14 protein-coding genes and 5 tRNA genes are annotated in these 14,048 nt (G+C 50.5%); all 19 read left to right on the top strand.

Annotated features, from left to right (window positions below):
- Nucleotides 1–11 precede the first annotated feature (11 nt).
- The 19 genes from purC to J0B03_RS06075 all read left to right on the top strand — a co-directional run bounded on the left by purC (nt 12) and on the right by J0B03_RS06075 (nt 14,032).
- Complete coding sequence (gene purC / locus J0B03_RS06165) at nt 12–713, top strand: phosphoribosylaminoimidazolesuccinocarboxamide synthase (protein WP_207298773.1); 702 nt, start codon at nt 12–14, stop codon at nt 711–713.
- Complete coding sequence (gene purF, locus J0B03_RS06160; RefSeq protein WP_207298772.1) at nt 710–2,125, top strand: amidophosphoribosyltransferase; 1,416 nt, start codon at nt 710–712, stop codon at nt 2,123–2,125. Before purC ends, purF begins: the two co-directional genes overlap by 4 nt.
- Before the next feature lie 3 nt (nt 2,126–2,128).
- Nucleotides 2,129–3,154: a phosphoribosylformylglycinamidine cyclo-ligase gene (purM, locus tag J0B03_RS06155; RefSeq protein WP_207298771.1), complete on the top strand. Its 1,026-nt coding sequence runs from the start codon at nt 2,129–2,131 to the stop codon at nt 3,152–3,154.
- A complete protein-coding gene (gene purN, locus J0B03_RS06150; RefSeq protein WP_207298770.1) occupies nt 3,151–3,789 on the top strand; it encodes a phosphoribosylglycinamide formyltransferase in 639 nt (212 codons plus the stop codon). The genes purM and purN overlap by 4 nt, the downstream gene beginning before the upstream one ends.
- Nucleotides 3,758–5,293: a bifunctional phosphoribosylaminoimidazolecarboxamide formyltransferase/IMP cyclohydrolase gene (purH, locus tag J0B03_RS06145; protein WP_246798079.1), complete on the top strand. Its 1,536-nt coding sequence runs from the start codon at nt 3,758–3,760 to the stop codon at nt 5,291–5,293. The genes purN and purH overlap by 32 nt, the downstream gene beginning before the upstream one ends.
- An 11-nt stretch (nt 5,294–5,304) precedes the next feature.
- Entirely contained in the window at nt 5,305–6,558 is a 1,254-nt protein-coding gene (purD, locus tag J0B03_RS06140; protein WP_207298768.1) for a phosphoribosylamine--glycine ligase, read from the top strand.
- 74 nt (nt 6,559–6,632) lie between these two features.
- The gene (locus J0B03_RS06135; RefSeq protein WP_207298767.1) at nt 6,633–6,938 is read left to right on the top strand and encodes an FtsB family cell division protein; all 306 of its coding nucleotides are present in this window, start codon (nt 6,633–6,635) and stop codon (nt 6,936–6,938) included.
- A gap of 25 nt (nt 6,939–6,963) precedes the next feature.
- Nucleotides 6,964–7,371: a S1 RNA-binding domain-containing protein gene (locus J0B03_RS06130; RefSeq protein ID WP_207298766.1), complete on the top strand. Its 408-nt coding sequence runs from the start codon at nt 6,964–6,966 to the stop codon at nt 7,369–7,371.
- Between the two features lie 55 nt (nt 7,372–7,426).
- The gene (locus tag J0B03_RS06125) at nt 7,427–8,362 is read left to right on the top strand and encodes a Ppx/GppA phosphatase family protein (protein ID WP_207298765.1); all 936 of its coding nucleotides are present in this window, start codon (nt 7,427–7,429) and stop codon (nt 8,360–8,362) included.
- A 45-nt stretch (nt 8,363–8,407) separates the two neighbouring features.
- A tRNA-Leu gene (locus tag J0B03_RS06120) sits at nt 8,408–8,496 on the top strand.
- 5 nt (nt 8,497–8,501) lie between these two features.
- Nucleotides 8,502–8,577: transfer RNA gene (locus J0B03_RS06115), tRNA-Met, on the top strand.
- A gap of 17 nt (nt 8,578–8,594) precedes the next feature.
- Nucleotides 8,595–8,671, top strand: a tRNA-Met gene (locus J0B03_RS06110).
- Between the two features lie 16 nt (nt 8,672–8,687).
- Nucleotides 8,688–8,762, top strand: a tRNA-Glu gene (locus J0B03_RS06105).
- Nucleotides 8,763–8,846: 84 nt separating this feature from the next.
- Nucleotides 8,847–8,922: transfer RNA gene (locus J0B03_RS06100), tRNA-Val, on the top strand.
- A gap of 115 nt (nt 8,923–9,037) precedes the next feature.
- Entirely contained in the window at nt 9,038–10,456 is a 1,419-nt protein-coding gene (tilS, locus tag J0B03_RS06095) for a tRNA lysidine(34) synthetase TilS (protein ID WP_207298764.1), read from the top strand.
- Nucleotides 10,449–10,985, top strand: a complete 537-nt coding sequence (gene hpt, locus J0B03_RS06090; protein ID WP_207298763.1) for a hypoxanthine phosphoribosyltransferase — start codon at nt 10,449–10,451, stop codon at nt 10,983–10,985. Before tilS ends, hpt begins: the two co-directional genes overlap by 8 nt.
- 95 nt (nt 10,986–11,080) lie before the next feature.
- A complete protein-coding gene (gene ftsH / locus J0B03_RS06085) occupies nt 11,081–12,877 on the top strand; it encodes an ATP-dependent zinc metalloprotease FtsH (protein WP_374058627.1) in 1,797 nt (598 codons plus the stop codon).
- 109 nt (nt 12,878–12,986) lie between these two features.
- The gene (locus J0B03_RS06080; protein WP_207298762.1) at nt 12,987–13,376 is read left to right on the top strand and encodes a thioesterase family protein; all 390 of its coding nucleotides are present in this window, start codon (nt 12,987–12,989) and stop codon (nt 13,374–13,376) included.
- A gap of 83 nt (nt 13,377–13,459) precedes the next feature.
- Complete coding sequence (locus tag J0B03_RS06075; protein ID WP_207298761.1) at nt 13,460–14,032, top strand: ECF transporter S component; 573 nt, start codon at nt 13,460–13,462, stop codon at nt 14,030–14,032.
- Nucleotides 14,033–14,048 lie beyond the last annotated feature (16 nt).

Genomic DNA, 14,048 nt, shown 5'->3' with positions numbered 1-14,048 from the left:
AGGAGGAACCCATGAAAAAATTCGAGATGTTGTATGAAGGAAAGGCAAAAAGAGTTTTTCGAACAGACGAAAGCGATCGGTACGTGGTGGAGTACAAGGACGATGCCACTGCATTTGATGGAACGAAGAAGGGGCAGATCGCAGGAAAAGCCGTGGTCAACAACAAAATCAGCGGGATCTTGTTTTCCCTGCTCCACCAGCACCATATACCCACTCATTTTATAGAAGTTCTTTCCGATACGGAACAACTGGTAAAAGCGGTGGAGATCATCCCCCTGGAAGTCATCGTGCGAAACGTGGCTGCAGGGAGCTTCAGCAAACGGCTGGGCGTGGAAGAAGGCATTTTGTTTGAGAAACCCGTATTGGAGTTTTCCTATAAGAACGACGCTTTTCACGATCCTCTGGTCAATGACGACCACATTCGGGCCATGGGGCTTGCCAGTGAAGAAGAAGTGAGGCAAATCAAAGAATGGGCCCTTCGGATCAATGACGTACTCCAGGCTTTCTTTCTCGAAAAGGGACTGAAGCTCATTGATTTTAAATTGGAATTTGGACGATTTGAAGGTCAGGTCATTTTGGCCGACGAGATCTCACCGGATACTTGCCGGCTATGGGATGTAAAAACCAATGAAAAGATGGACAAGGACCGTTTTCGGCGGGACCTGGGGAAGGTGGAAGAGACCTACCAGGAAGTGTTGAGGCGGCTGGTATGAATGGGGAGGACAAAACATTGAATTACTTGGATCGGGACAAAATGGAAGAAGAATGCGGAGTTTTTGGCATCTACAAGCATGACAAGGAAAGAACGGTGGCCCAGTTGCTGTACTACGGTCTTTACGCCCTGCAGCATCGGGGTCAGGAAAGCGCCGGGATCGCCACCAACAAAGATGGGAAGATCCACCAGCACAAGGGAATGGGATTGGTCAACGAAGTATTCCGCGGAGGTGAAGTGGGCTTGGACCTGGCGGGTAACATCGGCGTCGGTCATGTACGCTATTCCACGGAAGGGGAAAGTCATATCGAAAACGCCCAACCATTGGTGGTCAGTTACAAAAACAGCCACATGGCTCTGGCCCACAACGGAAATCTGGTCAATGCAAGAGCGTTGCGGGAGATGCTGGAAGACAACGGCGTTGTTTTCCAAACCACGACGGATTCGGAAGTGATGTTGAACCTGATCGCCAGAGGACTTAAAAACGGCCTGGTGGAATCCATCAAGCGAATGGTGGAAATGATCAAGGGGGCCTATGCCCTGGTCATTACCACGGAGGACAAGCTCATAGCCATCCGGGACCCCCACGGGATGCGGCCATTGTGCATGGGAAAATCGAAAAACGGATATGTCTTCTCCTCGGAAACCTGCGGATTGGACGCTGTCGGTGCGGAATACGTCAGGGATCTGGAACCGGGAGAGATCGTCATTGTGGATGAGGAAGGTGTCAACAGCTATGCCCAAACCAATTGGGCCAAGAAAAAGCTTTGTATTTTTGAACTTATATATTTTGCCCGTCCCGACTCCGTTATGGACGGCATCAGCGTGTACCGGTCCAGACACAATGCCGGCAAGATCCTCTCCCGGGAAAATCCAGTGGAAGCGGATGTGGTCATCGGTGTTCCCGATTCCGGGATGCCTGCCGCCATTGGATACGCAGAAGCCAGCGGGATCCCATTTGGCATGGGATTGATCAAGAACAAGTATATCGGCAGGACTTTCATCCAACCAAATCAGGAATTGCGGGAAGAGGGGGTCCGGATCAAGCTGAACGTTCTCAAGGCCAACGTAGAGGGGAAACGGGTGGTCATCGTGGACGATTCCATCGTTCGGGGCACCACCTCCAAGCGGTTGGTGGAAATGTTGCGGGAAGCAGGAGCCAGTGAAGTTCATTTCCGGGTCAGCAGTCCGCCCGTTACCCATACTTGCCATTTCGGCATCGATACCCCATATCGGAAGGATCTGGTGGGAGCCATGCATACTGTAGAGGAGATCCGGGAAATGATCGGCGCCGACACCCTGGCTTTTATCACCACCAATGGCTTGGTGGAATCCGTAGGCGGCGGAAACTTCTATTGCAAAGCCTGCTTTGACGGAGATTATCCCATGGAAGTTCCTGTAGTGGAGGAGTAAAAGATGGAAAAACAGTTTACTTATAAAGATTCCGGCGTGGACATCGAAGCCGGCTACGAATCGGTGGAGCGGATCAAGGCCCACGTCGCAAGAACCGCCACAAAAGGCGTTCTTTCCGGTCTGGGAGGATTCGGCGGACTCTTTGAATTGCCGTCTGGATATGAAAATCCGGTGCTGGTCTCCGGGACCGACGGGGTGGGCACCAAACTGCTCATTGCCCAGGCCATGGACAAACACGACACCATCGGCATCGACTGTGTGGCCATGTGCGTCAACGACATTGCATGCCAGGGAGCCCGGCCCCTGTTTTTTCTGGATTATATTGCTTGCGGCAAAAACGATCCCGCTGTCATCGAAGCCATCGTTCAAGGGGTTTGCGACGGTTGTGTGGAGGGCGACATGGCCCTGGTAGGGGGAGAGACGGCGGAGATGCCGGACATGTACAAGCCGGAAGAATACGACCTTGCCGGCTTTGCTGTAGGCGTGGCGGAAAAGAAAGGCCTGATCGACGGAACGGATATAAAGCCGGGAGATGTGATCCTGGGTCTTCCTTCCAGCGGCGTTCATTCCAATGGATTTTCCCTGGTTCGAAAAGTATTGTTCGACCACAAGGGGTACGATCCCAAAGATCATGTGGAGGCACTGGGGGATGTACTGGGCACGGTGCTGCTCACTCCTACCAGGATCTATGTTAAAGCCATTCAGGCGGCCTTGGATGCGGGAGTCGTAAAAGGGATCGCTCACATCACCGGTGGAGGATTTTATGAAAATATTCCCCGGGCTTTACCGGAGGGGTGCATGGCAGTCATCGACACCAGCGCGATCCGACGGCCGGCCATTTTTGATTTTATCCAAAAAGAAGGAAACATTGCAGACAAGGAAATGTATTCCACCTTCAACATGGGCATCGGATTGATGATGGTCGTGTCGGAGGAAGAGAAGGAGAAGATCCTGGATGCACTGATCCAGGCCGGTGAAGAACCGGTGGTCCTGGGACGAGTGGAAGCCGGGTCGGGAGTATCCCTGTGAGTCGGGTGCGCATCGCCGTACTGGTATCCGGCGGCGGATCCAATCTCCAAAGCCTGCTGGACCAGATCCATCAGCGGGATGGGGACATCGTTCTCGTCGTTTCCGACCGGAAGGATGCATACGGCTTGGAAAGGGCCAAAAAATACGGGATCCCCGCCATTCATTTGGAAAGGGAAGGCTACCATGAGCGGCTCCAGCACCTGTTGGAGGGAGCCGGGATCGATCTGGTGGTTTTGGCCGGCTATTTGAAAAAAGTGGACCCTGCCTTGGTGGCCCTTTTTAAAAACAGAATGCTCAACATCCATCCGTCCCTGATCCCTGCCTTTTGCGGAGAAGGCTTTTACGGCATCCATGTTCATGAACGGGCTTTGGAATACGGCGTAAAAATATCCGGAGCCACCGTTCATTTTGTGGATGAAGAGATGGACACGGGCCCCATCGTCGCACAGGAACCGGTTGGGGTGGTGACGGAGGATACCCCCAAAACCCTTCAGCAGCGGGTGCTGAAGGTGGAACACCGGCTGCTGGTGGAATCCGTCCGGAATTTTTGCCAGGGACGGCTGCAGGTTTGCGGACGAAAAGTGAGGCTAGACAAAGGAGGAAATGATGAGAGCACTGATCAGCGTATCGGATAAAACTGGAATCGTAGATTTTGCAAAGGAATTGCAGGCTTTGGGAGTGGATATGATCTCCACGGGAGGAACGGCTTCCCTGTTGCGGGAGGAAGGCATGGATGTAAAGGACGTCAGCCAGATCACCAATTTCCCGGAGTGCCTGGATGGAAGGGTCAAGACCCTTCACCCCATGGTCCATGGCGGCATTTTGGCAGTACGCAAGGATCCGGACCATCAACAAACCTTGAAAGAACTGGAGATCGACCCCATCGACCTGGTGGTGGTCAATTTGTATCCTTTTAAAAAGACCATCTTGAAAGAAGGATGCACCATGGAGGAAGCCATTGAGAACATCGATATCGGCGGTCCCACCATGCTGCGCTCCGCTGCGAAAAATCACAATGATGTCGTGGTGGTCACGGACCCGGCCGACTATGAAGAAGTGATCCTGCAATTGAAAGACCAGGGGAAGGTGGACCAGCAGACCCGTTTTCGCCTGGCGAGAAAGGTTTTTGCCCATACGGCCTCCTATGATGCCATGATCGTGGATTATCTGGATGAACAAGCCGGGGATGCGTCCTACGGATCCACGAAAACCGTCACTTTCGAGAAGGTACAGGATCTTCGCTATGGAGAAAACCCCCATCAGAAAGCCGCTTTTTATAAAGATGTGGTCAATACAAGGGGGACCCTGGTGGAAGCGGAACAACTTCATGGGAAAGAGTTGTCCTACAACAACATCAACGACACCAACAGTGCCTTGGAACTTTTGAAGGAATTCTACAACGAACCTGCGGTGGTGGCTGTCAAACACGCCAATCCTTGCGGCGTGGGATGTGGCAAGACCATTGGGGAGGCTTTTGAGAAAGCCTACGAAGGAGATCCGGTGGCCATCTTTGGAGGGATCGTCGCCACCAATCAGGTGGTGGATGAAGGGACGGCGGCCAGGATCTCGGAATTGTTTATTGAAGTATTGGTGGCCCCCGGTTACGATGCAAAAGCATTGGAGGTCTTGAAAGGGAAGAAGAACATTCGGCTGCTGCAGCTGGAAAACATCACTAGTCCTTACAAAGGGTACGAGGTCAAAAAAGTGATGGGTGGGGTCCTTTTTCAGGATACGGATGGATCCCTTCTGGGAGACGAACTGGAAGTGGTCACCAAACGTCAGCCAACTGCAAAGGAAATGGAAGATCTGATGTTTGCCTGGAAAGTGGTGAAGCATGCCAAGTCCAACGCCATCAGCATCGCAAAGGATAAAATGCTGGTAGCAAACGGTCCAGGACAAGTCAGCAGGATCGCATCCCTGCAAAATGCCGTTCGACAGGGCGGCGAAAAGGTGAAAAACGCCGTATTGGCCTCCGACGCCTATTTCCCCTTTTCCGACTCGGTGGAGGCGGCTTTTGGGGCAGGGATCACGGCCATCATCCAACCTGGGGGATCGGTAAAGGACAATGATTCCATTGCACTATGTGATCGTTACGGCATTGCCATGGTGTTCACCGGCATGCGACATTTCAAGCATTGATGGAGGGGAAAATGAAAATTTTGGTGATCGGTTCCGGTGGAAGAGAGCACGCCCTGGTTTGGAAACTCCAACAAAGTCCCAAGGTGGAGAAAATCTATTGTGCGCCGGGGAATGCAGGAACGTCCGCCATGGCGGAAAATGTAGATATCAACGTGGAAGACCTGGAGTCACTGGCGAATTTCGCACAGAACAACAAGGTGGATCTGACGGTGGTGGGTCCTGAACTGCCACTGGTCTTGGGAATCACAGACCTGTTTCAGGAAAGGGGCTTGACTGTTTTCGGACCAAACAGGGAATGCGCCCAGTTTGAAGGAAGCAAAGCCTACACGAAAAAGTTTTTAGAAAAGCACGCCATTCCTACAGCGGCTTACAAGGAGTTCCATCAGCTGGAAGAAGCCCTGGATGCTGTGGATGACTTCGGCTATCCCCTGGTGGTGAAAGCCGACGGACTGGCGGCCGGCAAAGGGGTCATCATCGCCCAAAACCGGAAGGAAGCCGTAGAGGCTCTGGAAGACATGATGGCAAAGTCGGTATTTGGCGCTTCTGGAGAAAGGGTGGTACTGGAAGAATTTTTGGAAGGAACGGAAGCATCCGTCCTGTGCTTTGTGGATGGCAAGCGGATCGTGCCAATGGAAAGCGCCAGAGATTACAAGCGGATCGGGGACAAGGATGAAGGACCCAACACGGGAGGCATGGGGACCTATTCACCCAACCAGCTTTTCAACGAGGACTTTCAAGTCGTGATGGAAAGGGAGATCCTCCGACCCATTGAAAAAGGGTTTATGGAAGAGGGATTGGATTTCCGGGGTGTATTGTTCATCGGTTTGATGATCAAGGACGACCAGCCGAAAGTTTTGGAGTTCAATGTCCGTTTTGGCGATCCGGAAACGGAGTCCGTATTGATGCGAATGGATTGCGATTTGGTGGATGTGATGGGAAAGGTCCTCAAGGGGGATCTGTCCAAGGATGATCTGGCGTGGAAAAAAGAAGCTGCCGCCTGTGTCGTTCTTGCTTCCGGAGGATATCCGGATCAGTACGAAAAGGGAATGGAAATCTTGGGGTTGGACCAGGTGGAAGACGTGGTGGTTTTTCACTGCGGTACCAAGATCCTGGATCAAAAGACGGTCACCAACGGCGGTCGGGTCCTGGCAGTCACGGCATTGGGAGCCGATTTGGAGACGGCAAGAGATACCGTATATAGGGAAATTCCCAAAATTTCTTTCAATGGGATGCAATACCGGACAGATATCGGCCAAATGGAGTAATTGTACCGGGTTTCCCTTGTATTTCCAATAATTTTGTGAAATAATGTAGAAAGAATCTTTGAGGGAGATAATCGGTGAAAAAGAAAAGAAGAAAAACCAACAAATCGACTTTCCTGATCGTATTCTTGCTTGGAGGCTATTTTCTGTATAGCCTTGTTTCCACAGAGTTGCAGCTGCACCAGTTGAAGAGCCAGCGGGATCAGTTGAACATGCAGATCGTGGTCGAGCAGGAAAAATCGGATCGATTGAGTCAGGAGTTGGAGCAGATGCATACCGATGATTATATGGAAACCTTGGCCAGGCGCTACTTCGGTCTGGTCTATCCTCATGAGAAGATTATTATAGAAGTAGAGCCGAATGAAGACATTATAAACAACTAACAAATAAACAAGGAGGAAATTATTAATGCCATTTGAGGTAAATCAAGTTGTTGAGGGCGTAGTAAAGAGCATCACAAATTTTGGAGCATTCATTGATTTGGGTGGAAAGACCGGTCTGGTGCACATATCGGAAGTAGCAGACGGGTACGTAAAGGAGATCTCCGATTATTTGAAGCAAAACGATACGGTGAAGGTGAAGATCATTTCCATCTCCGAAGGAAAGATCGGCTTGTCCATTCGCCAGGCACAACCAAAGAAAGAGGAAGCTCCACGTGCACCAAAACCCAGCAATTATAGAAAAAGTGCGCCTGTAAACACGGCTCCGGTCACCATCGAGGATAAAATCAGCCAGTTTTTGAAAGACAGCGACGAACGGCAGCAAGCGTTGAAAAAGAGTGCAAAAAAAGGAAAAAACAAATCATTCAATCGTTAAGGACTTTTATCTTTCATTGCATCCCGGAAGGGGTGCATTTTTCACGACAGGAGGAATGGATATGAAGTATGGGGCCATCGACATCGGGACCAATTCCATGCGTCTGATGATCGCGACGGTGGAAAACGGCGTGCTGACCGGCAAGCAAAAATGGCTGTTTCCCACCCGGATGGGGGAAGGTTTAGGTAAAGACAAAGTCCTTGACCCGAAAGTGATGGATAGAAACCTGGAAGCCTTGACCCAAGCCGGTAAAATATGTGAAGACCATGGAGTGGAGCACATCATCGCATTTGGAACCAGCGCCCTGCGGGATGCCACCAACAAAGAAGAATTCCTGCAGGAAGCCAAGTGCAGGACTGGTGTTTCCGTAGAAGTCCTCAGTGGAGACAAGGAAAGCACCCTGGCTTTTTTGGGGATCATAGCTTCCGTTCCAGAAAAAGACATGCTCGTTTTGGACGTAGGCGGCGGAAGTACGGAATGGGTGGTGGTTCGAAACGGGAACAAGGTGAGATCTGCCAGTATTGATGTGGGAGCTGTGCGGATGAAGGAAGCATACGTTCAAAACGATCCCCCTGACATCAAAGAGCTGGATGCCATCAGGAAACATGTGGAAGACGCCTTCTCACAAGCCTGGAAGGGTTTGGACCTCACGGACTTGGCTGTCGTGGGGATCGGCGGGACCGCCACCACCATGAGTGCCATGAACCAGGAAATGACCGAGTATCGATCGGAAAAAATTCAAAACAGCAAAGTGACCTTGCTTCAGATGGAAGAAATGCTGGAGAAACTTGGTAGCCAGACCCTGGAAGCGCGCAAGGAAACACCGGGGCTGCAGCCGGCCCGTGCCGACGTGATCATTCCCGGGATGCTCATTGTTCTGGAAGGGATGAAGGCGGCAAAAAAAATGGTGATGATCGTCAGTGATTCCGACAATTTGGAGGGTGCTGTTTACGATAAAATTAAAAGGGACAATGTTTCACAAAAGTATTGACTAAAGAATTTATTTATACTATAATGACTTTTGTCTCTTAAGAGAGCCGGAGTGGCGGAACTGGCAGACGCACAGGACTTAAAATCCTGCGATCCCAAAAGATCGTATCGGTTCGATTCCGATCTCCGGCACCAAGTAGCGCGGGGTGGAGCAGCTGGAAGCTCGTCGGGCTCATAACCCGGAGGTCGCAGGTTCGAATCCTGTCCCCGCAACCATTTTTTTCATCCAACATGGCGGCGTAGCTCAGGTGGCTAGAGCATACGGTTCATACCCGTAGTGTCAGCGGTTCAAATCCGTTCGCCGCTACCATTTAATTTTTTAACCAGGCCCCTTGGTCAAGCGGTTAAGACACCGCCCTTTCACGGCGGTAACAGGGGTTCGAGTCCCCTAGGGGTCACCATTTTATTCAACAACAGATTGTTTGCGCTGACGAAGTCGCACGAGCAATTTGAAAGTCGAAGGCATTGCCGTCGACTTGTCATGTGGTCGCATAGCTCAGCTGGGAGAGCACCTGCCTTACAAGCAGGGGGTCATAGGTTCGAGCCCTATTGCGACCACCATTTTTTTACGGAAGACGTCCTCTAGGAGGGCTTTTTTTATTGGGCGTGGATTCAGGAGCGGAAGTTCTATTGAATCGCTTGTGGAAAAAATGTACAATACCATTAATAGAGGAAGATGGAAGCCGGTGAAGAAATGGAAACGACCGTGATCAACTATATGAAGGAACACCGGATGGTCGAAAAAAAAGATCATTTGGTGGTTGGAGTTTCCGGCGGACCGGATTCCATGGCTTTGCTGCATTTTCTTTGGAAATATAAAGAGCAATGGGGTGCGGATCTGACCGTTGCTCATGTGAATCACTGTCTGCGGGGAAAGGATGCCGACTTGGACCAGGAAATGGTGGAATCCTACTGTGAAGAAAGGGACATTGCCCATCACACCATCAAGGTGGACGTTGCGCGACGGGCAAAAGAGCTGGGCCTGGGCGTGGAAGAGACGGGTAGGGAAGTTCGATACGACTTTTTCCGCACCTTGCTGAATAACGACCCAAGGGGTAAGATCGTTACAGGGCATCATCGGGACGATCAAGTCGAGACGGTGTTGATGCGGATTCTTCGGGGGACCGGGATCAACGGTCTTCAGGGGATGGAGCCGGTTCGCGCAGACGGCGTCCTGCGACCCTTTCTTGAAATAAGCAAGGAGGAGATCCTGGCCTACTGCAAAAGAGAGTCGGTACCCTACCGGCTGGATGCCACCAACGAGCAGGACACCTATCACCGAAATCGACTTCGCCTGCAATTGATTCCCCTGTTGAAGACCTACAATCCAAGGGTGGAGGAAGCCTTGCTTCGATTGTCCCGGCAAGCCGATGAACATCAGCGCTATCTCGATCGTCAGGTGGAAAGATCCTGGTCTGCATGCAGAAGGGAAAAAGGCTTTTCCGTGGCCTTGTTTTTGAAAGAGGAAGCCTTGATGCAAAAGTCCATGCTGCTCCGGGCGGCAAAGGAAGAAAAAGAGAAAGCCCCATTGGAGAGCCGTCATTTGGATCTGGCCTTGAAAAAGATCAGGGACCAAGAGGACACAGTGTGGCAGTTGGATCTGCCGGAAGGACTCCAGTTGCGGCGAAGCTATGACTGGTTGGTGTTGGAAAAGCAGGGGGACAAGAAAACCGTGGATGATTTCCAATACTCTTTGCGGCCCAACAAAACCTACGGATTCCCCAGATTGGGCATCATCGTGGAGCTACAGGAAGAAAATCCGGAATTATTTTACGGAAAACAACAAAAGAGCAACGAAATTTTCATGGACTATGATAGAATGATAAAAATTGGGACAACATTGACTCTGCGTCAGCGCAAGGCCGGCGATCGTCTGTTGAATACAGAGGGTTTGCCAGGCAGGAAGCTGAAGAAGATCCTCATCGATAAAAAAGTTCCAGTGGAAGTACGGGACAAGATCCCTGTCGTTGCGTTGGAGCACGGAGTGGTTTGGGTGCCGGGATCTGCAGAGAGCCTTTGCTTTCAGCCTACGGAAAATACCAGCCGTGTTTTACATATAACCATATATAATGTTCAGGAGGAGACCAATGATTGAAGATATCAAAGATGTTTTAATTGACGAAATGACGCTGAAGGAACGGGTGAAAGACCTGGCCAAGGAGCTGTCGGAAGAATACAAGGACAAAAATCCCCTGGTGATCTGCGTGCTCAAAGGAGCGGTGCTGTTCATGTCCGATCTGATCAAAAACATGGACATCCCCTTGGAGATCGACTTTATGGCGGTCAGCAGTTACGGCAATGAAACCAGGACCAGCGGGGAAGTGCGGATCATGAAAGATCTGGATAAAAGCGTGGACGGACGCCACTTGCTCATCGTGGAAGATATCGTGGACAGCGGCCTGACCCTTTCCTATCTGGTCAAGATGTTCAAGGACCGCCATACGAAAAGCGTCAAGGTGTGCAGTTTGTTGGACAAACCGGAACGAAGGACCACCAATGTGGACATCCATTATGTCGGTTTTGCAGTCCCCGACGAATTCGTGGTCGGCTATGGTTTGGACTTTGCAGAAAAGTACCGAAACCTGCCTTTTATCGGGGTTTTAAAGGAAGAGATATACCTTTAGGCTTGCTTAAGCTTCATTGTATTTAAAGAAAAGATATGTTAGAATGGTGTATCGGAATTCCATAGACGAAGGAGTGTGAAAGCTTGAATAAATACATGCGTATGATCAGTTTTTATCTGATCGTGCTATTGATAATCATATTGGCGGTAACGACGATCAGCCCCAACGAGACCGACGTGGAAGTACTTACATACGACCAGTTGATCGCAGGGGTGCAGGAAGATCGCTTTGATGAGATCAACGTAAACATCGATCAATACAAGGCTTCGGGTACGTTGAAAGACGGCAGTGAGTTTGTCAGCGTCATTATCCCCAGTTCTTTTGCAGAGTTTGTCAATACCTACATAGAAGGCGGCGGAGAGGTCAATCTCACCTACGTGGAACCGGAACAGACCCCGTGGTGGTTCACCTTGATCCCCACCCTGTTTTTGGTCGTTTTGATGGTGGTGTTTTTCCTCATGTTCACCCAGCAGTCCGGAGGTGGCGGTGGAAAGGTCATGTCCTTTGGCAAAAGCAAAGCCAGACTTCATACCCCGACGAAAAACGGCGTTACCTTCAAGAATGTTGCCGGAGCGGATGAAGAGAAGGAAGAGTTGGAAGAGATCGTTGATTTCCTGAAAGCCCCGGTTCGATACCTGGAACTTGGAGCCCGCATCCCCAAAGGGATCTTGCTGGTGGGACCTCCGGGAACAGGAAAGACCTTGCTGGCTCGAGCAGTGGCAGGAGAAGCGGGAGTTCCTTTTTTCAGCATCAGTGGTTCCGACTTCGTGGAAATGTTCGTTGGAGTTGGAGCATCTCGAGTGCGGGATCTCTTCGAGACCGCCAAGAAAAATTCCCCCTGCATCATCTTCATCGACGAGATCGATGCCGTTGGACGACAAAGAGGCGCAGGCCTTGGCGGAGGCCATGATGAAAGGGAACAAACCTTGAACCAACTGTTGGTGGAAATGGACGGTTTTGGCGAAAACGAAGGCATCATCATGATCGCCGCTACGAACCGACCGGACATTTTGGATCCGGCCCTGCTTCGCCCGGGACGTTTTGATCGACAAGTCATGGTCGGCATCCCCGATGTGAAAGGCCGGGAAGAGATCCTTCGCGTCCATATCAAAGACAAACCGTTGGACGAAGATATCAATCTTCGCACGATCGCAAAAAGTACGCCTGGTTTTACGGGCGCCGACTTGGAAAACATCATGAACGAGTCTGCCCTTCTTGCAGCACGTAAAAAGAAAAAGACCATCGGCATGGAGGAAATGGAAGAGGCCATCAAACGGGTCATTGCAGGACCGGAGAAGAAAAGCCGGCTGATCACGGAACACGACAAAAAAATCACCGCCGTTCACGAAGCCGGTCATGCCATCGTCATGAAAGTATTGCCGAACTGCAATGAAGTCCATGAGATCTCCATCATACCCAGAGGAATGGCAGCCGGATATACATTGTCCCTGCCGGACAACGACAACAGCCACATCTCCAAAGCAAAGCTCATCGATGAAATTTCCGGCTTGCTGGGAGGCCGGGCAGCGGAGAAGATCGCCTTGGACGACATCTGTACCGGAGCCACCAACGACATCGAACGGGCGACAGAGATCGCACGTAAGATGGTTACAGAATTCGGAATGAGCGATTATTTGGGACCCATGACCTTCGGAAACAAGCAGAACGAGGTGTTCATCGGAAAGGATCTTTCTCGAAGCAGAAACTACAGTGAAGAAGTAGCTGCAGCCATCGACAAGGAGATCCGCACCCTCATTGATTCCGCATACAAAAGATCCCTCTCCATTCTGGAACAGCACAAGGATCTGCTGATTCGCGTCAGTGAAGAGTTGCTGGAAAAGGAAACCATCAACAGCAAAGAGTTTGACCTGCTGTTCAGCGAAGCTGTTTAACAAACGAGGAAGACAAAAACCGTCCTTTTAGGATGGTTTTTCTTGTACTGTATTCAAATTGCTGTTATCATATATAGCAAATATAGATGCGATCCGGAGGATGCCGAACATGGAAAAAATGTTGGACCAAACACGACAAGAGTCATGGACGGTGGAAAGGCAACATACGGCCGCTGTCGTGAAAAGCGGAGGGCTGGAAGTGTTGGCCACACCCGTACTTTTGACCTGGATGGAACAAACGGCCTACGAATTGGCCCAGGAGTACATGGAAGATGGAGACACTACCGTAGGAACCCAAGTGGGACTGAAGCACTTGGCGGCGACACCTGTAGGTATGGAAGTTAGAATTACCGCAAGAGTCGTGGAAGTGGAGGGGAGAAAAATCACCTTTCATATTGAAGCGGAGGATGGGAAGGACGCCATCGCCACATGCGAGCATCAGCGTTTTATCGTGCAGGAAGAAAAATTCATGGCCAGGTGCCGATCCAAAAACCTTTGATATATGACGATTTCTCACGATTTCGTTACATATATAATAAAAATGTCTTGTATCTCTTTTGAGAACGAGAACAGGAGGAAAAAATGAATAAAAGACAAAGCGACACCGGCAAATTGACCTTTATGGCAGTTATGCTGGCAATCACCATCGTGTTCGTTATGGTAACGGCCATACCGAACTTTTCCATCAGCATGGCCGTAGCCATGTTTTTACCCACCTTGCTGACAGCAATGGTCCTTGGGATCAAGGAAGGAATGATCATGGGTGCCCTTGCAGGAGCCATCACCCTGGCCCGGGCCTTGTTCATGCCCCTGTCTCCCTTTGATTACTTTTTTATCAATCCATTGGTGTCCGTTTTGCCCAGGATGTTCATCGGCCTGGCGGCCGGATCGGTTTTCCGGTTGATCAAGAACACCATGAAAGCGCCGGGGACTGTGGCAGCGGCGGTTGGCGGGGCCATCGGGATGTTGACCAACACGATTTTAGTAATAGGAATGCTGTTTGTTGTACACGGACAAAACATGGTGGATGCCATGGGCGCAGGTTTCTTTGCAACTTTGGGTGTGCTGTTTGCATCCAACGGACTGATCGAAATGATCACGGCAGCTGTTTTGATGCCGATCTTGTACAACGTGTATACCAGGTACAAGAAGTAAACGACTTTATAGTAAT

It is taken from the genome of Alkalibacter rhizosphaerae (assembly GCF_017352215.1).
GTDB lineage: Bacteria > Bacillota > Clostridia > Eubacteriales > Alkalibacteraceae > Alkalibacter > Alkalibacter rhizosphaerae.
Note: the sequence above shows the minus strand (reverse complement) of the source record. Positions and strands in the feature narration are given on the sequence as shown.

Bases quoted from the DNA above. Each gene is read 5' to 3' on its own strand.
- purC (WP_207298773.1), top strand. From the start codon at position 12: ATGAAAAAATTCGAGATGTTGTATGAAGGAAAGGCAAAAAGAGTTTTT.
- purF (WP_207298772.1), top strand. From the start codon at position 710: ATGAATGGGGAGGACAAAACATTGAATTACTTGGATCGGGACAAAATG.
- purM (WP_207298771.1), top strand. From the start codon at position 2,129: ATGGAAAAACAGTTTACTTATAAAGATTCCGGCGTGGACATCGAAGCC.
- purH (WP_246798079.1), top strand. From the start codon at position 3,758: ATGATGAGAGCACTGATCAGCGTATCGGATAAAACTGGAATCGTAGAT.
- purD (WP_207298768.1), top strand. From the start codon at position 5,305: ATGAAAATTTTGGTGATCGGTTCCGGTGGAAGAGAGCACGCCCTGGTT.
- J0B03_RS06130 (WP_207298766.1), top strand. From the start codon at position 6,964: ATGCCATTTGAGGTAAATCAAGTTGTTGAGGGCGTAGTAAAGAGCATC.
- J0B03_RS06125 (WP_207298765.1), top strand. From the start codon at position 7,427: ATGGATATGAAGTATGGGGCCATCGACATCGGGACCAATTCCATGCGT.
- tilS (WP_207298764.1), top strand. From the start codon at position 9,038: ATGGAAGCCGGTGAAGAAATGGAAACGACCGTGATCAACTATATGAAG.
- hpt (WP_207298763.1), top strand. From the start codon at position 10,449: ATGATTGAAGATATCAAAGATGTTTTAATTGACGAAATGACGCTGAAG.
- ftsH (WP_374058627.1), top strand. From the start codon at position 11,081: ATGCGTATGATCAGTTTTTATCTGATCGTGCTATTGATAATCATATTG.
- J0B03_RS06080 (WP_207298762.1), top strand. From the start codon at position 12,987: ATGGAAAAAATGTTGGACCAAACACGACAAGAGTCATGGACGGTGGAA.
- J0B03_RS06075 (WP_207298761.1), top strand. From the start codon at position 13,460: ATGAATAAAAGACAAAGCGACACCGGCAAATTGACCTTTATGGCAGTT.